The following is a 22,976-nucleotide window of genomic DNA, read 5'->3' as shown; positions in this document are numbered from 1 at the left end:
GGATAAGGCGTCAGCTTTTCTGCGAATCCAGCTCTTCTCCCTGATGCTCGACCTCGCGGGCCTTCTGATAGCTTTCGATCAGCAACTGATATTCGGGGAAGATCTGGGTATAGATCTCGGCCCATTTTTCGGCATCCTCGCGATGCCATGTCTTTTGCAGCTCGGATGCGACGGCGGCGGTGTCCATCGGGACCGCCCCGGCCTGAACGACACGGGCCAGCGTGATCTCTTGCGCCATCTTTGAATAGGTGCCCGAGGCGTCCACGACGACGAACACCTTGTAGCCTGCTGCAATGGCGCTGATCGCGGGGAAGGCCATGCAGACGCTGGTGATCGTGCCTGCAATGATCAGCGTCTTGCGCCCGGTTTCCTCGACGGCTTTCACGAATTCCGGATTGTCCCAGGCGTTGATTTCGCCCTTGCGCCCGACATATTTGGCGTGGGGCGCATTGCCGTGAATCTCGGGGATCAGCGGGCCGTTCGGCCCCTGCGGAACCGAGGCCGTTGTGATCACGGGAATATTGGCCAGCGTCGCCATGGAAGCCAGCGCCCCGGCAAGGCGGCGCAGCGTGGTCATTGGCATGTCGTTGACCGTCTGGAACAGGCCGCTTTGATGGTCGATCAGCAGCATGACGGCATCATCGGCGTCGATGACGGGTCTGGCACCGTTGAAATTTGCAGGAGAAGACATGGTAACATCCTTTCATTCGATATGTACCGTGCGACTGTCGCGTAAGGGTTGAATTCCCTGCGGCAGCACATGCTGAATATGATCTCAATTACAGAACATACAATTGAATATTCGTTCTGAAAAAACGAACTCTGATTTCGGCATAGCCGCCTTTTTCGGCTGCGTGAAAAGATGACAATGGATGTTTCGTCCCGTCCTGCCATGAAATATGGTTAAAGAAATCAGGCCGCTTTGACGGATCACCACATGACGAACCTGCTTTACGCCAATGACCGGCGCGGGGAATATCCCGCCAGCCTCTATGCCCAGACGCGGCAAGAACTGGAGCCCTTTCCCGCGCTGCAGGGTGAGGTTCGGGCCGATATCGCCATTGTCGGGGCGGGATATACCGGCCTGTCGGCGGCGCTGCATCTGGCGCGGGCGGGCAGGCGGGTCGTCCTGCTGGAGGCGCATCGCGTGGGCTTTGGCGCCTCGGGGCGCAATGGTGGGCAGATGGGCTCGGGCCAGCGGCAAGAGGTCGACTGGCTGGAAGACAAGTTGGGCCGCGACACAGCCCGGCGGCTGTGGGATCTCGCGGAAGAGGCCAAGGCGCTGGTCCGCGAACTGGCGGCCGAAAGCGATGTGCCGGTGACCGACGGCATCGCCCATGCCTGTCGCACCAGTGAAGAGGTCGATCACGCCATGCAGATGGCCGATCATCTGGCGCGGCATTACGATTATGACAAGATCGAACCGCTGGATATTGACGGCATGTCGCGGCTGCTGGGCAGCGAAACCTATGTCGGCGGGGATCTGGATCGTGGGGCAGGGCATCTGCATCCGCTGAATCTGGCCATTGGCATGGCGCGGCTGGCCAAGGCTGCGGGCGCGCAGATCTTTGAAAACAGCCCGGTGCAGCGCATCCAGCATGGCAGCGCCGCGGGAAAAAGCACTGTCTTTACCGCGCAGGGCCAGATCGTCTGCGATCAGGTCATCCTGGCGGCGAATGGCTATCTGGGCGGGTTGAACCGCAGGATCGCCGCCCGTGTCATGCCGATCAACAATTACATCGTCGCGACCGAGCCTTTGGGTAATCGCGCGCCCGAGATCCTGCCCGAACGCAGCGCCGTGGCGGATACGAAATTCGTGGTGAATTACTGGCGCATGGATGAGGAACGCCGCCTGATCTTCGGCGGTGGCGAGACGGTGACCTATCGTTTTCCGCAGGACATTGCCGCGCTGGTGCGGCCGCATCTGCTGTCGGTCTATCCGCAGCTGGCCCATGTGAAGCTGACCCATGCCTGGGGCGGGACGCTGGCGATCACCATGAACCGGATGCCCTGTTTCGCCCGGCCCGCGCCGAATTGCCTGTCGGCCAGCGGCTTTTCCGGTCACGGTCTGGCGCTGGCGACATTGGCGGGAAAGCTGATGGCGCAGGCGGTTCAGGGTCAGGCGGACGGCTTTGATGCCATGGCAGCCATTCCGACACGGGTCTTTCCGGGCGGTTCCATGCTGCGCGGGCCGCTATTGGTGGCGGGGATGGCCTGGTATGGTTTGCGCGACAGGCTGGGGTTCTAGGCCGATTTGCTGACCGGCTGCAGGCCCATATCCTCGCGCACGCGCTGGCGGGCCAGCGCGGAATCGCGATCCGTCACGCCCAGCAATCCCGAAACCAGCCGCACGAGGCTTTCCTCTTCCGAAGAGCGGCGCTTATCGGCATAAGCGACCTCCCACAAAGCCGAGATCACGGTCAGCCGATCCTCAAGCGCGATGCGGTCCTTGATATGGCGGGTGAAACGGACGGTGTCGGGGGCCTCGGCCTCGATCATCTCGGCGGCGGCGCGACGCTCGGCCGCTTCGCGTCGGGTGACGCCACGACTGCGTGACAGAACCTGGTCGATCCGGTCCTGTTCTTCGCGCGAATACCGATCATCGGCGCGGGCCAGCCGCACCATCAGCGCCGCAATCGCGACCTCGGCATCTTCCGATGCCAGCCGGACCGGATTGGGATCATCGGTAAACAGCCTGGACAAGAGATTGCGGAACATCGGAGACTTTCACTAGAGACAGATTCTTGGATCTGATGTTATCCCTAGCAGTTTTACGGGCAACCTTCCACAATTGTCACATCCGCCCGCGACACCGGATCGCGCAATGCCTTGGCCGTCTGATATTCCTGGCTGTGATAACAGGCCCGCGCGACCTCGACCGAATCGAATTCCACCACGACACATCGGGCCCTGGCCTGACCCTCGAGCAGTTGCTGCGATCCGCCGCGGATCAGGAACCGCGCGCCGTATTTGTCGAAGGCCGCCGCATTGGCGCGGCGATAGGCCTCATAGGCGGCGGGATCGTCGATATCGACATGGGCGACCCAATATCCTTTGGGCATGGCTTTTCCTCCGTTTCGGTCACGGGACATAAAAAAGCCCGCCCAGAAACCATAGGTTATCCGGACGGGCGACGTCGACGCTTGAAAATCGGGCTGCGCCGGGGCGCAAACGCAAAAATCTCGGGTGGCGGTGGGATCTTAGGGGTGAACGCACGGCCGCCACAGCTTCAATCGCTATATTAACTCCGAGGTGAACCGATTTGTTCCAAAAAATCCGGAACAAATCTGTAAGATATTAATATTTCTGCGGAACATATAAGTCCCGGGGCAGATATTCGCGCTCATAATCGGGATTAAAGACCCGATCCGGCAGGGCGACGTCGTCTTGCGGCACGGGCTCATAGGGAATCAGGCTCAGCAGATGGCTGATACAGTTCAGCCGGGCGCGTTTCTTGTCATTGCCGGGCACGATATACCACGGGGCCTCGGGGATGTTGGTACGCTCGAACATATCCTCTTTGGCCTTGGTGTAATCTTCCCAGCGGATCCGGGATTCCAGATCCATGGGCGACAGCTTCCACTGTTTCAGCGGATCGTGAATGCGCATCAGAAAGCGCATCTGCTGTTCTTCATCGGTGATCGAGAACCAGTATTTCACCAACCGGATGCCCGAGCGCACCAGCATCCGTTCGAATTCGGGAACGTCCTGAAAGAACTGTTCGACCTGATCTTCGTCGGCAAAGCCCATCACACGCTCGACCCCTGCCCGGTTGTACCAGCTGCGATCGAACAGGACGATTTCGCCGCCTGCCGGCAGATGCGGCACATAGCGCTGAAAATACCATTGCGTCTTTTCACGATCCGAGGGTGCGGGCAGGGCGACCACGCGGGCCACGCGCGGGTTCAGCCGCTGGGTGATGCGCTTGATCGCGCCGCCCTTGCCCGCAGAATCGCGCCCCTCGAACAGGACAACGACCTTTTCGCCGTGATAGCTGACCCAGTCCTGAAGGTTGATCAGCTCGGCCTGAAGGCGCAGCAATTCCTCGAAATAGGTCTTGCGCGACATCTGTTCGGGGTGGTTGTCGCGATAGATGCGCCGGATCTCGGAGGACAGCACGGCGTCTTCCAGCTCGATCTCGATATCCTCGTCCAGCGTGTCCTGAAGCTCGGCTTCCAGCCAGTCCTTTGGTTCGTCTTTCATCATCCACTCCGCAAAGCTGGCACCCGTCTATGCCCGCACTGTAACTGCATTATGTCAGGCGGGGTTTCCGCCGAGGCGATGTTTCAGAACCGCGCCGCGCAGCTACGCGTCACCGCCAGCACCATTCCGCCGCGATTGCGGTCCACCGTGCCGCACCATTCGCCCGAGGTCGTGAACAGGCTGCGGGTGCCGCGCGCGGGCCGATAGGCGACCCGCTTGCCGTTCACGTCAAACAGGTTCATCACCCCGCCCGCATTCGTCGCGTAATAGCCCAGCACGCTGCCATCGGCGGTAAAGATCAGCCGCTTTTCATTATCCGGGTTCGAGGGGCGGTTTTCCCAGGCGGCCGAGGAATTGGCCGAATTCGAAGCCGAATTCCACGCCGAATTGGGCGAGTTCGAGGTCCGCGCGGGGCTGTTCGCCGGATGTCCCGGCCCAAGATCAAAGGGCAGTTGCGCCCGATCAAGGATGATCAGCGGCGCATCCGCAACGGCCATGGTGGCGAAGCTCAGGGCAAGTGCGGTCAGGACGGGAAGGCGGGGCATTGCAGACGGTCCGGTAAGTCGGGTCGCCTTACCTTGTCACGTCGCATGGCCATGCGGCAAGCCCGTCCACGCGCTTCGGCATCTGCCGTCAGACATCCACCGAAATCTTGCCCATCGGGTTGGAACAGCAGGCGAGGATATAACCCTCTTCGATATCCTCATCGCTGATGCCGCCGTTATGGACCATATGCACCTCGCCCGACAGTTTGCGGATCTTGCAGGTGCCGCACAGCCCGAAGGTGCAGCCAGAGGGGATGTTCAGCCCGGCGCGCTTGGCCACGGCCAGAACGGTATCGGTTTCTGTGCACGGCGCAGAGATGCCAGAGGTCGCAAAGGTAATCTCGGACCGCGCATCTTCATCGGGGATCACGTCGTCCAGTTCGGGTGCATCCGCCTCGGTCTTGACCGGGGCGCCGAAGCTTTCCTGATGGTAGTGATCCATGTCATAGCCAAGCGCGATCAGCATGTCGCGCACGGCCTGCATGAAGGGTTCCGGCCCGCAGCAAAACACCTCTCGTTCAAGGTAATCGGGGGCCATCAGGCCCAGCATGATCTGCGACAGGCGGCCCTGATAGCCGGTCCAGACGTCATGCGGGGCGGTTTCTTCCACGGTAAAGCGCAGTTGCAGCCCCGGGACGCGGCCCGCGAATTGCACCAGCCGGTTATAGAAGATGATATCGCTGGGCTGACGCGCGGCATGGACAAAGACGATATCGGGCATCTCGCCCGAATCCCATTGCCATGTCGTCATGGACATCATCGGCGTGATGCCCGACCCGGCCGAAATGAACAGGTATTTCCTGGCCGGATGCCTGTGGGACGAAAAGATGCCCGAGGGACCATAGGCCTTGATCTTCATCCCCGGCCGCAGGTGATCCAGCATCCAGCGCGTGCCGATGGAATCCGCCTGCGCCTTGACCGTGACCGAGATCGACAGTGGCCGCGATGGCGAGGAAGAGATCGTATAGGTGCGCTGCACATTGCCGCCCGGAACCGGCAGATCCAGCGTGATGAACTGGCCCGGCTGATAGTCGAACCAGGCCCCCGAAGGTGCGCGGAAGGTGAAGGTGGCACAGCCCGCAACCTCGGGCACCACCATCGCGACCTCAAGAAGTTCGGAATCCGACCACGGCTCGGCGGACCAGTTCAACTGCCGTTTATTCATGCTTACTCCGCGGCGATGGGCTTGGGCGACAGACGCTCTGCCATGACACCGCAATACCAGTCGACGAACTGGATGACACCCTCTTCCTGGGTGGGGGAATAGGGACCGGGCTCATAGGCGGGGGACAGGATGCCATACTGGTTTTCCTCGACCACCTGACGGTCCTCGTCATTGGTGTGCAGCCAGACATGGGTCAGATTGTCCAGATCGTAATCGACCCCTTCCACCGCATCCTTGTGGACCAGCCAGTTGGTCGTGACCTGGGTTTCGGTCGGGCTGATCGGCAGGATCCGGAAAACGATGGCATGATCGCCCAGGAAATGGTTCCAGGTATTGGGGTAGTGATAGAACATCAGGCTGCCCGCGGTGTCGAAGGGGATCTGGCCCATGCGCTTCTTCACCGCCGCCTTGCCGCTGAGGGTAAAGCTTTCGGTGCCGTTCAGCAGCGGAAGCCGCGCCAGCCGCCACTGCATCTGCGGGTGGTGCACGAAGCGACAGGGCAGACCCGCATCATCGCAACGGTCCCAATGGTCCAGGATTTCCCGGCTGGCGCTGTGGGGCCCCTGCATCGAGGTCATGTTGGGATTGTCGGAATAGGTGCGGCACAGCGACGGATGAGAGCCACCGCAATGATAGCATTCGCGGTTGTTTTCCATCACCAGCTTCCAGTTGCCCTTCTCGATGATGGTCGAGGTGAAGGCGATCTTCGTATCCGCCAGCCCCGAGGGAGCCAGATATTTCATCATCAGCGGCGCCAGCTCGTTCACCGGCGGCGGTACCTGCGCCATGCAGATAAAGACCATGCCGCCGATATCCAGGCAATGCACCGGCTTCAGCCCATATTTCGCGGCATCGAAGCCTTCGCCCATATCGCGGGCATAGATCAGCTTGCCGTCCAGATCATAGGTCCACTGGTGATAGGGGCAGACCAGTTTCGGATTGGTGCCGTTCTCCTTGGGGCACAGGCGCTGTCCCCGGTGGCGGCAGACATTGTGGAAGGCGCGGATGCGGCCATCGGCACCGCGCACGATAATGACCGGATAGGTGCCGACCTGCAGCGTCGCAAAGCTGCCGGTCTTGGGCACTTCGCAGGCCGGAATCGCATAAAGCCATTCGCGGTAGAAGATGTTTTCCAGATCGTCCTGGTAGGTCTGATCGCTGCAATAAAGATCGCGGCTTAGCGCGAAGCCCGGTATGCGGGCGGCGATCATGTCGGCTGTGGTGGTCTGCGTCATGGCGAATCCATCGAAGATAGCAGCTGCGTTGCCGTCCACGTTAAACCTGCAATGATTTCGATAAGGCAAATTTGCGACATGCCGTAAGTCGTTTCAGACATATGTGGCCGACCGCCTCGGCGAAGGTGGCCCGGTCAGGGCCTTTCGCGCGGTGGTGGGCCGCGTGCCTTGCGCGTCTTGGTCATGCCACAAGCAGTTGTGGTTCGAAGACAGGTCAACCATATCTGCGATCTTCGATTCGGACGGGGCAATGGCTGTGCCCGACGCGCCACATTCGGGGTTGATCTGCGGCCGCCCAGACGGCAAGAAAGCAGGGCGAAACGCCGCTATGCGATGCCGTGACCACAGGGCGCAACGCGCGTCCGGCAGAAAAATCAAAATCCCGTGCAGACTATATATTGACGCCGCTTTCGGCTTTGTGTCTATATGATGTGGCTGCAGGGCATTTGTTTCAGTGGATGGTCAGGATGAAAAACGGTGGCAAACCGCCGTCGTTTCTGTCTGTCCGGCACAGCCCCTTGGATGCGAATGATCGCCGGGACCAACCGGGGACAGCGACGGGGGCTGATGGCAGGGGGCAAAGCACCGCTGTGGCGCAGTGACCAACCGGGCGACGGGGCCGGTAAGGGGAGCGCGGGGCGGCAGATGGCCCCGATCTTTCCTCTCTGACCGCCGCGCCGAAAAAAGACAGAGCAGAGGACAGCCATGACCATCACCGTTTATTCGAAGCCCGCCTGCGTACAATGCACCGCGACGACCCGTGCGCTGGATGCCCGCGGCATTTCCTATAGCGTGATCGACCTGACCGAAGACGATGCGGCCATGCAGCATGTGACTTCGTTGGGATATCGTCAGGCGCCCGTGGTCATTGCCGGCGAAGACCATTGGGCCGGCTTCCGTCCCGATATGATCGGCCGCCTGTCCTGAGGCAGGATAATGGCGGATCTGGTCTATTTCTCATCGGCATCTGGCAACACGGCGCGGTTCATCACCGCGCTGGCGCAGCCCGCCATGAGGATTCCGGTCTCGCCCAAGGATGCCATGCCGCAGCCCCGTCGCCCCTTCGTGCTGGTCAGCCCGACCTTCGCGGATGGAGAGGGACGGGGCGCGGTCCCCAAGCAGGTTATCCGTTTTCTGAACGATCCCGCCCATCGCGCGCTGTTGCGTGGCGTGATCGGGGCGGGAAACCGCAATTTCGGCGCGACCTTTGCCCTGGCGGCCCGGGTAATCGCCGAGAAATGCAAGATCCCGGTTCTGTATCGCTTCGAGCTGGCCGGAACTGAAACTGATGTGCTTCGCGTGCGGGCGGGGCTGGAAAAATTCCGGGGGTTGGAATGCTTGACAGTGTAAAGCCAGATATGGATTACCACGCGCTGAACGCGATGCTGAACCTTTACGACAGTGAAGGGCATATCCGTTTTGATGCGGATCGCATGGCGGCGCGTCAGTATTTTCTGCAGCATGTGAACCAGAACACGGTGTTTTTCCACAATCTGGACGAAAAGCTGCGCTATCTGGTGGATGAGGGCTATTACGAGCCAGAGGTGCTGGATCAGTATTCCAAGAATTTCCAGCGCGCGATCTGGGATGCGGCCTATGCCAAGAAGTTCCGTTTCCCGACCTTCCTTGGCGCGTTCAAATATTACACCAGCTATACGCTGAAGACCCGTGACGGGCAGCGTTTCCTTGAACGCTATGAGGATCGCGTGGTGATGGTGTCGCTGGCACTGGCGCGCGGGGATGAGGCGCTGGCGATGCGCTTCATGGATGAGATCCTGTCGGGCCGCTTTCAGCCGGCCACGCCGACCTTTCTGAACGCCGGCAAGAAGTCACGGGGCGAGCTGATCTCGTGTTTCCTGCTGCGGGTCGAGGATAATATGGAATCCATCGGCCGGGCGATCAATTCCTCGCTGCAACTGTCCAAGCGGGGCGGCGGCGTGGCGCTGATGCTGACCAATATCCGCGAATCCGGCGCGCCGATCAAAGGCATCGAGAACCAGTCCTCGGGCGTCATTCCGGTGATGAAGCTGCTGGAAGATAGTTTCAGCTATGCCAATCAGCTGGGCGCGCGTCAGGGCGCGGGTGCGGTCTATCTGAATGCGCATCACCCCGATATCCTGCGTTTTCTGGATACCAAGCGCGAGAATGCGGATGAGAAGATCCGCATCAAGACGCTGAGCCTGGGTGTGGTGATCCCCGATATCACCTTCGAACTGGCCAAGAAGAACGAGGATATGTATCTGTTCTCGCCCCATGACATTGAAAAGGTCTATGGGGTGCCCTTCTCGGAAATCTCGGTGACCGAGAAATATGCCGAGATGGTGGACGACAAGCGCATCCGCAAGAAAAAGATCAATGCGCGCGAGTTCTTCCAGACCATTGCCGAGATCCAGTTCGAATCCGGCTATCCCTATATCATGTTCGAAGACACGGTGAACGCGGCCAATCCGGTGCATGGGCGCATCACCATGTCGAACCTGTGCAGCGAGATCCTGCAGGTCAATGAGGCCAGCACCTTCAATGAGGATCTGGGCTATCAGCATCTGGGCACCGATATCTCCTGCAATCTGGGCTCGCTGAATATCGCGGCGACGATGGATGGCCCGGATTTCGGCGCGACGATCGAAACCGCGATCCGGGCGCTGACCGCCGTGTCCGAGATGTCGGCCATCGACGCCGTGCCCTCGATCCGGCGCGGCAATGATGAGGCGCATGCCGTGGGTCTGGGCCAGATGAACCTGCACGGCTTTCTGGCGCGTGAGCATATCCATTACGGCAGCCCGGAATCGGTCGAATTCACCAGCGTCTATTTCGCCGCCGTCGCCTATCACGCGATCCGCGCCTCGAATCTGCTGGCGCAGGAAAAGGGCCGCAGTTTCCGCGATTTCGACAAATCCGCCTATGCCGATGGCAGTTTCTTCGACAAATATACCGAGCGCGACTGGTTGCCGGTTCACGGCGATGTCGCCCGCGTCTTCGAAGGCATCACGCTGCCCACGCGGGAAGATTGGGCGAAGCTGAAGGCCGATGTGATGGAGCACGGGCTGTATAACCGCAATCTGCAGGCGGTGCCGCCGACCGGGTCGATCAGCTATATCAATAATTCCACAAGCTCGATTCATCCGATCGTGTCGAAGATCGAGATCCGCAAGGAAGGCAAGATCGGCCGTGTCTATTACCCGGCCGCCTTCATGACCAATGACAATCTGGACTATTATCGCGACGCCTATGAGATCGGGCCGGAAGCGATCATTGATGTCTATGCCGCGGCGACCGAACATGTGGATCAGGGCCTGTCGCTGACGCTGTTCTTCCCGGCCGAAGCGACGACGCGCGACATCAACCGCGCCCAGATCTATGCCTGGAAGAAGGGCATCAAGACCATCTATTACATCCGGTTGCGGCAGGCTGCGCTGGAGGGAACCGAAGTTCAGGGCTGCGTGTCCTGCACCCTGTAGGCATCTGGTGGCCGGGGGCTGTCTGCCCCCGGACCCCCGAGGATATTTTGACAAAGAAGAAGAGGGGCGGTCGGCGATGAAGGATCAGGTGATGCAGCGCAGCGCGCTGAAGGCGATCAACTGGAACCGGCTGGACGATGAGAAGGATCTGGAGGTCTGGAACCGGCTGACGGTGAATTTCTGGTTGCCGGAAAAGGTGCCGCTGTCGAATGACGTGCCGAGCTGGGGAACGCTGCGCCCGGAAGAGCGGCAGCTGACGATCCGGGTTTTTACCGGGCTGACCTTGCTGGACACGATCCAGAACACGGTGGGCGCGCCCGCGCTGATGCCTGATGCGATCACGCCCCATGAAGAGGCGGTGCTGTCGAATATCTCTTTCATGGAAGCGGTCCACGCGCGGTCCTATAGCTCGATTTTTTCGACGCTGTGCTCGACCAAGGAGGTGGATGAGGCCTTCCGCTGGTCCGAAGAAAACGCGCATCTGCAGGCCAAGGCGCGGTTGATCCTTGATGAATACAGGGCCGGTGATGATCCGCTGAAGCGCAAGATTGCCAGCGTGTTTCTGGAGAGTTTCCTGTTCTATTCGGGCTTTTATCTGCCGATGTACTGGTCCAGCCGCGCCAAGCTGACCAATACCGCCGATCTGATCCGCCTGATCATCCGTGATGAGGCCGTGCACGGCTATTACATCGGTTACAAATATCAGCGCGGTCTGGAGAAGCTTGGCGAAGCACGGCGGCAGGAATTGAAGGATTTCGCCTTCTCGCTGATCTTCGATCTGTATGATATCGAACAGAAATACACGGCAGAGCTGTATGATGGCATCGGTCTGACCGAGGATGTGAAGGCTTTCCTGCATTACAATGCCAACAAGGCGCTGCAGAATCTGGGCTATGAGGCGCTGTTCCCGCCGCAGGCCTGCGAGGTCAATCCGGCGATTCTGGCCGCGCTGTCGCCCGACAGCGAAAACCACGACTTCTTCAGCGGTTCGGGATCCTCTTATGTCATTGGCAAGGCGGTTGCGACCGAGGATGAGGACTGGGATTTCTGATGGCTGACACGCTGGCCATTGTGCAGGAGTGGCACGAGGCCTTCGATGTGCCGGTGGAAGAGTCGCCGGTCATTCCCGAGGCGCGCGTTCAGATGCGGCTGGCGCTTCTGGAAGAGGAGGTGGCCGAGTTACGGGCCGCCGCCCAGGCCGGGGATCTGGTCGAGGTTCTGGATGCGCTGTGCGATATCCAATATGTGCTGGACGGGACGTTTCTGGAATTCGGCCTGCACAAGCTGAAGGATCGCGCCATGGCCGAGGTTCATGACTCGAACATGTCGAAGCTGGGGGCTGATGGTCGGCCGGTCCTGCGCGAGGATGGGAAGGTCCTGAAAGGGCCATCTTTCCGCAGGCCCGATCTGGCCCGAATTCTTGCAGAGCGGGATCAGGGCCAGAAGAATTCTCCTTTTTGACTGTCATAAAATCTTTCCCTGACGCGGCTATCTGGTTCACTATCGGGACTGCGCCGGTGCAGGAATCCGGGCCTCGATCACCTGAGCCCGGATATTTCTGGCTGACCTGTCCTGACATCTGCCAAGGCGCGTGATTAGGGGAGAAGATCAAACATGATTATTCGTATGGCGAGTACATTGTCGCTGCTGGCGGCGATACCGGCTGTCGCAGAGGTGGATATCGCGCAGAAGGACAGCACGTGGTTTACCGATGCGCAGGCGGCCCTGACCGCGCGTGAGGCGGTCACAAACAACACCAATCGCGCCAGGAACGTGATCCTGTTCGTCGCCGATGGCAACAGCATCGGCACGCAATATGCGACGCGGCTGTGGGTCGGCCAGAAGGCCGGCGGGCTTGGCGACGATCATGTGCTGCCGCAGGAGAAATTCCCGTATTCGGCGCTGGTCAAGACCTATACCACGAACGGCCAGACCCCGGATTCGGCACCCACGGCCAGCGCCCTGAACACCGGGATCAAGTCGCGCAACGGCACCATCAATATCGACGATGCCGGCGCCTATGACAGCTGCGATGCGGCGGCGACGGCGGGGTTGACCACCTTTGCCGAGATCGTCTCGGATATGGGGAAATCGGTGGGGATCGTCAGCACGGCGCGGCTGACCCATGCCACCCCGGCTGCCGTCTATGCCCGCACCGCGAATCGCGATTGGGAGGATGACACCAAGCTGCCCGAGGGCTGTGCCCAGAAGGATATCGCCGCGCAGATGGTCGATGCGATCGAGGCCGGGACCGTGGATCTGGCCCTTGGTGGCGGGCGGGCGAATTTCCTGCCGGCGGGGATCACCGATGATGAGGGGACCGAGGGCCGCCGCGTCGATAACCGCAATCTGGTGGATGAGATCACTGCCAAGGGCTGGCAATATGTCTGGAACGACCAGACCTTTGCCGATGCCGATCCGGCGCAGCCGATTCTGGGCCTGTTTGAAGGCAGTCATATGCAGTACGAAGAGGACCGCACGGATGAGCCCTCTTTGGCCGAGATGACCGAAAAGGCGATCACCAGCCTGTCGCAGAACGGTGATGGCTATTACCTGATGGTCGAGGCCGGCCGGGTCGATCACGCCAATCACGACGGCAACCTGCATCGTGCGGTGACCGATGGCGCGGCCTTTGCCGAGGCGATCGAAAAGGCCGTTTCGATGGTGGATCAGGAAGAGACGCTGATCGTGGTGACTGCTGATCACGGGCATGTGCTGGAATTCAACGGCTATTGCGGACGCGGCACGCCGATCACCGGCCTGTGCTATAATGTCGATGATGAAGGGCCGGAGCATTCGGAAGATCTGGCCATGGCGCTGGACGGCAAGCCCTATAGCGTGGCCAGCTATCTGAACGGCGCGGGTTCCATCCTGCATCAGGAGGAAGGCAGCAACGATTATACCGGGACCCGCGAGGTGCTGACCCAGGAACAGGCGACGGATCCCGATTTCCTGCAACAGGCGCTGCTGCCTCTGCCGTCCGAGACGCATTCCGCCGTCGATGTGGCGGTGATGGCGCAAGGGCCCTGGGCGCATCTGTTCGGCGGCGTGATCGAGCAGAACCTGATCTTCCACGTCATGTATAAGGCGATCACGGCGGGCGATGCGTCTGCGGCGGGCATGGATGCTGACACAAGCGCCGATATGGCTGACGGTGCCGAGGCCGGTGAGGCCATGACGGACGGATCCGAGGCGGAAACCGCCAATGATGGTGACAAGATGGACCCGGATGCGCCGACCAGCGCGTCGGAAAGCCACGATGCCGCCACCGGAGAGACAAACGGCAGCAACTGATCCGCTGCCTTTTCTTCAGACGGCCCGCATGTCCCGCGGGCCGTTTTCCATTTGCTGCTAGCCGGATATGTCGCGCAAGACCTGCGGGATCAGATCGGGCAGGTCATCCGCGATCAGGCCGGGACCGAAAAGACGCGCGGCCTTGGCATGGACACGTGTCCCAAGCGATGCCGCGTCAAGGGCAGGCAGGCCACGCGCCAGAAGCCCGGTGATGATGCCCGCCAGAACATCGCCCGCGCCGGCCGTGGCAAGCCAGGGAATGTCGAAGGCCGAATGGATCGCCGCGTGCCCATCCGGCGCGGCGATCACGCTATCCGGCCCTTTCAGCAGGACCACCGCCTTGCTGCGCGCGGCAGCGTCGCGCGCGGCGTCAAGCTTGGAATAGGCGGGGCCGCTGTCGGGCGTTTCGGTCAGCCGCCGGGCCAGATCCGGGAAAAGACGGGCAAATTCGCCCAGATGCGGGGTCAGGACGATGTTGCCATGCAGACCCCTGAACGGGGTGTCGTCCATTGCCAGGGCGGTCAGCGCATCGGCATCAAGCACGGCGGCGCGCGCCGATGCCAGCAGAACAGGCAGCAGGTCCGAGGCGCGGTCGATCCCGCAGCCAGGGCCAAGGCAAACCGATGTGATCCGCCTGTCGGCCAGCATCTTCGCCAAATCCTCGGCATCATTCACCTGCTTGCGCATCAGCGCGTCGGGCGGGGCCGAATGCTCGATCAGCGCGGAACCCGTGGGGCAGATGGTGACCAGACCCGCGCCGATCCGCAGGGCGGCGCGGGCCGCCAGACGCGCGGCGCCGCCGTGGCCGATGCCTCGGGCAATGACCAGCGCGTGACCGTGGCTGAATTTATGGCCCCGGCCAGAGCCTCGTCTGCTCAGCCATTGTGCCTGTTTCTGGGCTGAGAGCGCCGGGCGGCGGCTGTCGGGGATATCGAACTCGGGCCATATCGCCTCGGTCAACGGGCGGGGGGCGGCGGGTGGATCATCCGCGCCTGTCACGCGCCAGTCATGCAGCCCGATATCGGCGATCACCAGCCTGCCGCAGCATTCCGGCCCAAGCCCCAGCAGATGCCCGGGCTTTGGGCTGTCAAAGGCGACGGTCAGCCCGGCGCGCAGCAGGTATTGCGCATCCTCGCGGCTTTGGCCCAGCATCGCGCCGCTATCCATGCACAGCCCGCTTGGGCAATCCACGGCGACAAGATCGCCGCCAAAGCCCGCCAGATGGCGCAACAGCTGGGCGATCTCACCCGTCGGCGGGCGCGTCAGGCCGGTGCCGAAAATTGCGTCGACATGAAGGTGGGGACCGCCGCCCTGCTGCAATTCTGCCCGCGTCAGCGGCAGGATCGGTCCGATCCTCTGCCAGCGGTCCTTCATCTGCGCGGCATCCGGGCCGGGGGGGGCCGGCAGGCCCAGAACCCGCACGCGCCATCCCGCCTCGTGCAGCAGCCGGGCAATGACATAACCGTCGCCGCCGTTATTGCCCGGACCGCATAACACGGTGACGCGCCCCGGCACGGGCCAGCGCAGCCGGATCTGCCCTGCCACGGCGCTGCCCGCACGCTCCATCAACTGCAGACCGGTGACCGTGCCACTGGCCATCGCGCGGGATTCGAGGGCGCGCATTTGGGCAGAGGTCAGAATTTCAGTGCCGTCCAACATCACGATTGCCTGACTTTTAATCTTGCTGCATAATTTTTGCGCAAACACACCCGGTTGCCTTCATTCCAACCATGATCCGCCGCCTGCTGCATTTACCCGGGCCATGAAACCCGCCAATCAGTCAGCAGACAAGCCGCGAGGAAGGGTCAATTGCGATGAAAAAGATCGAAGCGATCATCAAGCCGTTCAAGCTGGACGATGTGAAAGAGGCGCTGCAAGAGGTCGGCGTCCAGGGCCTTTCCGTTACCGAGGTCAAAGGCTTCGGTCGTCAGAAGGGTCACACCGAACTGTATCGCGGCGCTGAATATGTGGTCGATTTCCTGCCGAAGGTGAAGATCGAGATGGTGCTGCCCGATGATCAGGTCGAAGCTGCGGTCGATGCCATCGTCGATGCCGCCCGCACCGAAAAGATCGGCGATGGCAAGATCTTCGTCTCGCCGGTTGAACAGGCCATCCGCATCCGCACCGGCGAAACCGGCGACGACGCGGTCTGAGATTTCCCGGCTGTCCGCAGGTGCGGGCGGTCGGAGACAGGAACCTTGACGCCCCGGCCCGAATGGTGCGCGGCGTAAAATTGAAGAAAGGGAAGAGATGAAAGTTACAGATGTCTTGCAATTGCTGAAGGACGAAGAAGTCGCCTATGTCGACGTTCGTTTCACCGACCCCAAGGGCAAGCTTCAGCATGTGACGCTGGATGTCGATCTGGTCGATGAGGACTTCTTTGAAGAAGGCTTCATGTTCGACGGCAGCTCGATCGCGGGCTGGAAGTCGATCGACCAGTCGGACATGAAACTGATCCTCGACCCGGCGTCGGTCTATATCGATCCGTTCTACGCCGAAAAGACGCTTTGCGTTCACTGCAACGTGGTCGAACCCGATACCGGCGAGGCCTATAGCCGTGACCCGCGCGGCACCGCCGACAAGGCCGAAGCCTATCTGAGATCGACCGGCATCGGCGATGTCTCTTATTTCGGCCCCGAGGCTGAATTCTTCCTGTTCGACGATGTGCGCTATTCGGTGACGCCGCAGAAGGTGGCCTATCAGATCGACGCGGTCGATGCGGCTTGGAATACCGATACCGAATACGAAATGGGCAACCAGGGCCACCGCGCCGGCCACAAGGGCGGCTATTTCCCGGTCAATCCCATCGATGCCGGTCAGGATATCCGCGGCGAAATGCTGTCCACGATGAAGCGCATGGGCATGAAGGTGGACAAGCACCACCACGAGGTTGCCAGCGGTCAGCACGAGCTTGGCCTGATCTTTGGCGGGCTGACCGAACAGGCCGACAATATCCAGAAATACAAATACGTGATCCACAACGTGGCCGATGCCTATGGCAAATCGGCGACCTTCATGCCGAAGCCGATGAAGGGCGATAACGGCTCGGGGATGCATGTGAACATGTCGATCTGGAAGGACGGCAAGCCGCTGTTCGCGGGCGACAAATATGCCGACCTGTCGCAAGAGGCGCTGTGGTTCATCGGCGGTATCCTGAAGCACGCCAAGGCGCTGAACGCGCTGACCAACCCCTCGACCAACAGCTACAAGCGCCTGATCCCCGGTTTCGAGGCCCCGGTGCTGCGCGCCTATTCGGCCCGCAACCGCTCGGGCTGCGTGCGGATCCCGTGGACCGAAAGCCCCAAGGCCAAGCGCGTCGAAGCCCGCTTCCCCGATCCCTCGGCCAACCCCTATCTGTGCTTTGCGGCACTGCTGATGGCGGGTCTGGACGGCATCAAGAACAAGATCGATCCGGGCCCGGCATCGGACAAGGATCTGTATGATCTGCCGCCCGAAGAACTGGCCGAAATCCCGACCGTCTGCGGCAGCCTGCGCGAGGCGCTGGAAGAGCTGGAGAAGGACATGGACTTCCTGCTGGCGGGCGATGTCTTCACCCGCGACCAGCTTGAGGGCTATATCGCCCTGAAATGGGAAGAGGTTTATGCCTATGAGCACACCCCCCATCCGGTCGAATATCAGATGTATTACAGCTGCTGATCCCGCCTTGCGGATCTGAAAACAGAAAAAGCCGCCCTGTCGGGGGCGGCTTTTTGCTGTACCTGCGGCGAGCGTGTCAGAGGCCGAAGGATCCCAGAATGATCACCCCGATGGTGGCCAGAACCGGAATCGCCACGGCGACGACAAAGATATCGGCGTAGCTTTTCTTATGCGTCATCCCGGTAATCGCCAGCAGCGTGATGACCGCGCCATTATGGGGCAGGGCGTCGAACCCGCCCGAGGCCAGCGCCGTCACCCGGTGCATCAGCCCCATGCTGATCCCCTGATCCTGCGCCATGGTCGCGAACTGCTCTCCCAACGCATTCAGCGCGATGGACATCCCGCCCGAGGCAGAGCCGGTGATCCCCGCCAGCACATTGACGGCCACGGCCAGCGAGGCGACCGGATTGTCGGGAAACAGCCCCAGCACCGCATCCTTGATCACCATGAAGGCCGGAAGCGAGGCGATGACGGCGCCGTAACCGACCTCGGACGCGGTGTTGAAGATCGGCAGCAGCGATCCCATCGTGCCGGAATTGACGCTTTCCTTCACATCGGTGAAGCGGCGCCAGTTCAGCAACAGCGTCAGCGCGATCGAGGCCGTCAGCGCCACGATTATCGCCCAGATCCCGGCCACGCTTTTCAGGTCGGTTGCGCCATATTCGGGCAGGGCCAGATAGCTGGCATCCATGTTCGGGATCACCAGATAGGTAAAGATCGCATTCAGGGCGATCACCGAAATCACCGGCAGGATGGCCAGCCCGAAACCGGGCAGGTCGGCATCCTCGGCCAGCGAACTGTCGGCGGCGGTGCGGGCATGCTGGCCATAGCCCTCGTCCCGCGCAGCGGCGGCTGCGGCGCGGCGGTTCAGCCAGGCGGTGCCACCGAACAGCATCACCAGCCCGGCCAGCGTCCCCAGAACCGGCGCGGCAAAGACATTGGTGCCAAAGAAGGGCATCGGAATGGCGTTCTGAATCGCGGGCGTGCCCGGAAAGGCGGTCATGGTGAAGGTAAAGGACCCAAGCGCGATGGCGGCGGGCAGCAGCCGCTTGGGGATATCGGCGCGGCGGAACAGCGAGTTCGCAATCGGATAGATGGCAAAGGCCACCACGAACAGCGACACCCCGCCATAGGTCAGCACGCCGCAGGACAGCACCACCGCCAGAATGGCGCGTTTCGTGCCCAGCGTCGAGACGATCTGTTCCGCAATGGTGCGCGCCGCGCCGCTATCTGCCATGAGCTTGCCAAAGATCGCGCCCAGCAGGAACAGCGGGAAATAGGTGATCACGTAACCGCCCAGCGATTTCATGAAAACCTGGGTATAGGTGGCAAGCACCGGCAGATCGCCCGACATCAGCACGGCCAGCAGCGCCAGCAGCGGTGCAAGGATCAGCACGTTGATCCCGCGATAGGCCAGATACATCAGCAGGCCCAGCGATAAGAAAATTCCTAAAAGTCCCACAACGCACCTCTTTATCAAATGCCGCGCGATCCGCGCGGACAGGGTGACCGGGGCAAAGGGGGCAAAGGCTGACAATGCCGATTCCCGCCCCGATTGTATGAACCGCGCCTAACAGCGCCGGTTGCCGGGTGCAATCGGATCGGGATCGGCCTGTCGTTCAGGCTGTGGTTTTATCGCGGGACGGGCTTAACCCGCCGCGAAAGGATAGTCGGTATAGCCTTCGGCACCGCCCCTGTAGAATGTCTCTGGCTCATGTGCGTTCAGGGGCAGGCCGTCCCTGATCCGGCTGACCAGATCGGGCGTCGCGATGAAATCGCGGCCAAAGGCCACGGCATCGGCGCGGCCTTCGGCGATCAGCTTCTTGGCGAGTTCTGGCGTCATGCCCTCATTCGCGATCACGGGACCGCCAAAGGCATCGCGGATCTGCGGCAGCAGGCTGTCTTCGGCGACATATTCGCGCAGGCACAGGAAGGCGATGCCCCGTTCGGCCATGTCGCGGGCGATCTGCGTGAACAGCGCTTGGGGATCGCTGTCGCCCATGTCATGCGCATCGGCGCGGGGCGACAGATGCAGCCCCACGCGATCCGCGCCCCAGACCCCGACCACCGCATCGGCGATCTGGTTCAGAAATCGCGTCCGGTTCGCGATAGTGCCGCCATATTCGTCCTCGCGCCTGTTGGTGCTATCCTGCAGGAATTGGTCGATAAGATAACCGTTTGCGCCGTGAATCTCGACGCCATCGAAGCCAGCCTTCCGGGCGTTTTCGGCGCCCGTGCGATAGGCTTCGACCACCTCCTGAATCTCGTCGATGGTCAGCGCGTAGGGCGTGACATATTCCTGTTTCGGGCGGACCAGACTGACATGACCGTCGGGCCTGATCGCGCTTGGCGCAACCGGGGTCCGGCCATTCAGAAACAGCGGGGCAGAGATCCGGCCCACATGCCAAAGCTGCAGAAAGATGGTGCCCCCGGCGTCATGCACGGCCTTCGTGACCTTCTTCCAGCCCTCGACCTGCGCGTCGCTCCAGATGCCCGGCGTATCGGCATAGCCCACGCCCATCGGCATGACCGAGGTGGCTTCGCTGATGATCAGCCCGGCACCGGCGCGCTGCCGGTAATAGGTCGCCATCAGATCATTCGGCACGCGATCCGCCCCGGAACGGCTGCGGGTCAGCGGGGCCATGACGATGCGGTTCTTCAACGTGACTGCGCCAAGCTGCAGCGGGTCGAAAAGGTCGGGCATGATATCCTCGCGGGTCACTTCTTTGCTATCCACTTGTGAGCGGTATCGGGCCATTTCAACAGGCGCCGCAACCGCAGCGGGTTCCTGCCGCTCACAATCGGCTAGCCGGGTGAATTGAATGGACGATTAGCCGTGGCCATTCCCGGACGAATGGTGTTCGATACGGTAACGAGAGACCTATCGACTAGCTATGGACATTACGCTTCTTACGACCGTCACCGCCGCATTGTTTGTGCTGATCGGCATGGCAGAGCCTTTGGCGGCGCGGTTGTCCGTGCCCTTCAGCGTGCTGCTGGCCATGATCGGGATCCTGATCGGCGCGGGCGCACTTTTCCTGCTGCAGACAGAGCTGACAGATGCCTTCAATCCGCTGGCCATCTTCATCCTGAACCTGCCGATCCGCTCGAACGTTTTCCTCTATATCTTTCTTCCGACACTGATTTTTCAATCCACGCTGGAAATGAACATCCGCCGGATGATGGATGACTGGGTGCCGATCCTGACGCTGGCGGTTGTGGCGGTGATCGTGGCGACGCTGACCATCGGCTATGCGCTGTCATGGGTCAGCACGCTGCCCTTGGTGGTGTGCCTGCTGATCGGCTCGATCGTATCGACCACGGACCCGTCGGCAGTCGTCAGCATCTTCCGGTCGCTGACCACGCCGCAGCGTCTGGCCCGCATCATCGAGGGCGAAAGCCTGCTGAACGACGCCGCCGCCATCGCGCTGTTCGGGCTGTTCATCACCTATGTGATCGCGGGCCTTCCGGCGCCCAGCGTGGCACAGGCCATCGGCGATTTCCCGGTGCTTTTCGCGGGGGGCATGCTGGCCGGGTGGGGGGTGGCGCGCGTTGCCATCTGGATCATGGCGATGTTCAGCCGGTTCGAGCTGGCCCAGACCTCGATTTCGGTCGCGGTGCCCTATCTGGCCTATGTGGTGGCGGAACATGCGCTTGGCGCTTCGGGCGTGATCGGCGTGGTGGTGGCCGGTCTGACCATGAATATCCTTGGGCCGGCGCGGCTGTCGCCGACCTATTGGGAACGGTTGCGCGCGGTCTGGGGGCTGCTGGCGCATTGGGCCGGGGCGATGATCTTCGTGCTGGCGGCGCTGTTGATCCCGCGCCTGCTGGACACGATTGATCTGCGCGACATCGCGCTGATCATGGTGGTCGTGGCGGCGGCGCTGGTGGCGCGGGCGGTGATCCTGTTCGGTTTCCTGCCGCTGCTGACCATGTTGCGCCTGTCGCCTGCGGTCGATGCACGTTACCGGGTGGCGATCCTGTGGGGCGGGTTGCGTGGGGCCGTCACGCTTGCACTGGCGCTGGCCGTGACCGAAAGCCGCCTGATCGATGTCGAGACAAAGCGTCAGGTCGGTATTCTGGCCACCGGCTTTACCCTGTGGACGCTGATGGTGCAGGGGACCACGCTGCGATGGGTGATCAGCAGGCTGGGGCTGGACCGGCTGTCGCCGCTGGACCGTGCCCTGTCGAACCAGGTCATCGCCGTGGCGCTGCAGGAGGTGCGCGAGGATGTCGCCAGAACCACCGAGAATTACGGCCTGCCGCGCGAAACCGTCCGCTCCGAGGCCAAGAAATTCGCCGAGCGTGTGGATGAGGCCGTCGAACGCGCCGAGGCCGAGGACAACGCCCAGATCCTTGACCGCGACCGTATTACCCTGGGCCTGATCGCGCTTGCGGGTTATGAGCGCGAGCAGATCCTTGAGAGGTTTCGCGAAAGGGTGATCGGCGCGCGGCTGTCGGAACAGATGCTGTTCGATGCCGACCGGCTGATCGAAAGCACGCGGGCGGACGGGCGCACGGGCTATCGCCGGGCGGCGCGGCGCAATCTGCGCTATGGCACGGCCTTCCGCGTCGCGGCCTTCTTGCGCAACCGTCTGCGGATTGCGGCGCCGCTGGCCCGCATGACTGCCGACCGTTTCGAGATGTTGCTGGCCAAGCGTTTGATCCTGAACGAACTTGGCGGTTTTATCGACAGCCGCATTCGGCGCATCCACGGTCGCCGCGTGGCCGAGTTGCTGCATGAACTGGTGGAGCGCCGCGTGGAAAGCGTGGCCGGCGCCATCGAGGCCCTGCGCCTGCAATATCCCGGCTATGCCGAAAAGCTGGAGCGCCGCTTCATCCGCCGCACCGCCCTGCGCTTTGAAGAGCGGGAATATAACGTGATGCGCGATGACGGGTTGATCGGGGATGAGGTCCACAGCGCCCTGATGCAGGGCATTGCCGAGCGTCGCCAGATGACCGAGGTACGCCCGCTTTTGGATCTGGCCCTGCGCCGCGATCAGCTGGTCCGGCAATTCCCGCTTTTCGCCGATCTGGACGAGGCAGAGCTGCGCCGCCTGCGGCGGGAATTGAAGACCCGATATGTCAATGCGGGCAAGGTGATCGCCCGCAAGGATACGCCCGCGCGCAGCGTCTTCTTTGTCTCTTCGGGCGCGGTGGAACAGGATATCGCCGGGCAGGTCACGCGTCTTGGCCGGGGGGATATCTTTGGCGAAATCGGCGTTCTGACCCGCAAACCGCGCCGCGCGCAGGTCACCGCGCTGACCCCCACCAGCCTGCTGGAACTGGACGAACGCGGCTTCCGCCGGTTGCTGCGCAAATCGCCCTCGCTGCGCAATGTCGTGCGGGAAAGCCCGGCCTTCAAGCGGCATTCGGAAGAATTGCAGAAGCTGCCCGAACTGGCGCTGGAGTGATCCTG

At 61.6% G+C, this 22,976-nt stretch carries 20 protein-coding genes; 10 read left to right on the top strand and 10 right to left on the bottom strand.

Annotated elements, in window-relative coordinates; translation table 11 throughout:
* Positions 1–10 precede the first annotated feature (10 nt).
* The gene (locus tag JHX87_RS05915) at positions 11–691 is read right to left on the bottom strand and encodes a hydrolase (protein ID WP_271883161.1); all 681 of its coding nucleotides are present in this window, start codon (positions 689–691) and stop codon (positions 11–13) included.
* 246 nt (positions 692–937) lie between these two features.
* Here JHX87_RS05915 and JHX87_RS05910 point away from each other — a divergent pair, with 246 nt between their 5' ends.
* Positions 938–2,248 carry an NAD(P)/FAD-dependent oxidoreductase gene (locus JHX87_RS05910; protein WP_271883160.1) on the top strand — a complete coding sequence of 437 codons (1,311 nt, stop codon included), beginning with the start codon at positions 938–940 and terminating at the stop codon, positions 2,246–2,248.
* Here the strand turns inward: JHX87_RS05910 and JHX87_RS05905 are convergent.
* The 6 genes from JHX87_RS05905 to JHX87_RS05880 all read right to left on the bottom strand — a co-directional run bounded on the left by JHX87_RS05905 (position 2,245) and on the right by JHX87_RS05880 (position 7,148).
* Complete coding sequence (locus tag JHX87_RS05905; RefSeq protein WP_271883158.1) at positions 2,245–2,718, bottom strand: tellurite resistance TerB family protein; 474 nt, start codon at positions 2,716–2,718, stop codon at positions 2,245–2,247. The genes JHX87_RS05910 and JHX87_RS05905 overlap by 4 nt on opposite strands.
* Before the next feature lie 53 nt (positions 2,719–2,771).
* Positions 2,772–3,062, bottom strand: coding sequence for a DUF1330 domain-containing protein (locus JHX87_RS05900; protein ID WP_271883155.1), 291 nt, complete (start codon positions 3,060–3,062; stop codon positions 2,772–2,774).
* Positions 3,063–3,297: 235 nt separating this feature from the next.
* A complete protein-coding gene (ppk2, locus tag JHX87_RS05895; protein WP_271883153.1) occupies positions 3,298–4,206 on the bottom strand; it encodes a polyphosphate kinase 2 in 909 nt (302 codons plus the stop codon).
* A gap of 80 nt (positions 4,207–4,286) precedes the next feature.
* Positions 4,287–4,748, bottom strand: coding sequence for a hypothetical protein (locus JHX87_RS05890; protein WP_271883152.1), 462 nt, complete (start codon positions 4,746–4,748; stop codon positions 4,287–4,289).
* A gap of 88 nt (positions 4,749–4,836) precedes the next feature.
* The gene (locus tag JHX87_RS05885; protein ID WP_271883150.1) at positions 4,837–5,913 is read right to left on the bottom strand and encodes an FAD-binding oxidoreductase; all 1,077 of its coding nucleotides are present in this window, start codon (positions 5,911–5,913) and stop codon (positions 4,837–4,839) included.
* A 2-nt stretch (positions 5,914–5,915) separates the two neighbouring features.
* Positions 5,916–7,148, bottom strand: a complete 1,233-nt coding sequence (locus JHX87_RS05880) for an aromatic ring-hydroxylating oxygenase subunit alpha (protein WP_271883149.1) — start codon at positions 7,146–7,148, stop codon at positions 5,916–5,918.
* 705 nt (positions 7,149–7,853) lie between these two features.
* Between JHX87_RS05880 and nrdH the strand changes: the two genes are divergently transcribed.
* The 6 genes from nrdH (at position 7,854) to JHX87_RS05850 (ending at position 13,900) form a co-directional block, all read left to right on the top strand.
* Positions 7,854–8,075 carry a glutaredoxin-like protein NrdH gene (gene nrdH, locus JHX87_RS05875; RefSeq protein WP_271883148.1) on the top strand — a complete coding sequence of 74 codons (222 nt, stop codon included), beginning with the start codon at positions 7,854–7,856 and terminating at the stop codon, positions 8,073–8,075.
* Between the two features lie 9 nt (positions 8,076–8,084).
* Complete coding sequence (gene nrdI, locus JHX87_RS05870; protein ID WP_271883146.1) at positions 8,085–8,498, top strand: class Ib ribonucleoside-diphosphate reductase assembly flavoprotein NrdI; 414 nt, start codon at positions 8,085–8,087, stop codon at positions 8,496–8,498.
* A complete protein-coding gene (gene nrdE, locus JHX87_RS05865) occupies positions 8,483–10,606 on the top strand; it encodes a class 1b ribonucleoside-diphosphate reductase subunit alpha (protein ID WP_271883144.1) in 2,124 nt (707 codons plus the stop codon). Before nrdI ends, nrdE begins: the two co-directional genes overlap by 16 nt.
* 76 nt (positions 10,607–10,682) lie before the next feature.
* Positions 10,683–11,657: a class 1b ribonucleoside-diphosphate reductase subunit beta gene (nrdF, locus tag JHX87_RS05860; protein ID WP_271883142.1), complete on the top strand. Its 975-nt coding sequence runs from the start codon at positions 10,683–10,685 to the stop codon at positions 11,655–11,657.
* The gene (locus JHX87_RS05855) at positions 11,657–12,067 is read left to right on the top strand and encodes a nucleoside triphosphate pyrophosphohydrolase family protein (protein ID WP_271883140.1); all 411 of its coding nucleotides are present in this window, start codon (positions 11,657–11,659) and stop codon (positions 12,065–12,067) included. The genes nrdF and JHX87_RS05855 overlap by 1 nt, the downstream gene beginning before the upstream one ends.
* 165 nt (positions 12,068–12,232) lie before the next feature.
* Positions 12,233–13,900: an alkaline phosphatase gene (locus JHX87_RS05850; protein ID WP_271883138.1), complete on the top strand. Its 1,668-nt coding sequence runs from the start codon at positions 12,233–12,235 to the stop codon at positions 13,898–13,900.
* Positions 13,901–13,957: 57 nt separating this feature from the next.
* Here the strand turns inward: JHX87_RS05850 and JHX87_RS05845 are convergent, their stop codons facing one another.
* On the bottom strand, positions 13,958–15,559 hold the full coding sequence (locus JHX87_RS05845; protein ID WP_271883137.1) for an NAD(P)H-hydrate dehydratase: 1,602 nt from the start codon (positions 15,557–15,559) through the stop codon (positions 13,958–13,960).
* 155 nt (positions 15,560–15,714) lie between these two features.
* On the opposite strand from JHX87_RS05845, the gene JHX87_RS05840 reads away from it, so the two are divergent.
* On the top strand, positions 15,715–16,053 hold the full coding sequence (locus tag JHX87_RS05840; protein WP_271883136.1) for a P-II family nitrogen regulator: 339 nt from the start codon (positions 15,715–15,717) through the stop codon (positions 16,051–16,053).
* Positions 16,054–16,150: 97 nt separating this feature from the next.
* On the top strand, positions 16,151–17,557 hold the full coding sequence (gene glnA, locus JHX87_RS05835; protein ID WP_271883134.1) for a type I glutamate--ammonia ligase: 1,407 nt from the start codon (positions 16,151–16,153) through the stop codon (positions 17,555–17,557).
* Positions 17,558–17,633: 76 nt separating this feature from the next.
* Here the strand turns inward: glnA and JHX87_RS05830 are convergent, their stop codons facing one another.
* Complete coding sequence (locus tag JHX87_RS05830) at positions 17,634–19,019, bottom strand: GntP family permease (protein WP_271883132.1); 1,386 nt, start codon at positions 19,017–19,019, stop codon at positions 17,634–17,636.
* Between the two features lie 186 nt (positions 19,020–19,205).
* On the bottom strand, positions 19,206–20,261 hold the full coding sequence (locus tag JHX87_RS05825; protein ID WP_334220872.1) for an alkene reductase: 1,056 nt from the start codon (positions 20,259–20,261) through the stop codon (positions 19,206–19,208).
* Positions 20,262–20,451: 190 nt separating this feature from the next.
* On the opposite strand from JHX87_RS05825, the gene JHX87_RS05820 reads away from it, so the two are divergent.
* Positions 20,452–22,971 (top strand): cation:proton antiporter, encoded by a 2,520-nt coding sequence (locus JHX87_RS05820; RefSeq protein ID WP_271883130.1) that lies wholly within the window; start codon positions 20,452–20,454, stop codon positions 22,969–22,971.
* Positions 22,972–22,976: the final 5 nt, after the last annotated feature.

Origin of the sequence: Paracoccus fistulariae (assembly GCF_028553785.1) — a bacterium.
In the GTDB taxonomy this organism is placed as follows: Bacteria; Pseudomonadota; Alphaproteobacteria; order Rhodobacterales; family Rhodobacteraceae; genus Paracoccus; species Paracoccus fistulariae.
The sequence above is the reverse complement of the archived record's forward strand: the minus strand, read 5'-3'. Positions and strand labels throughout refer to the sequence as shown.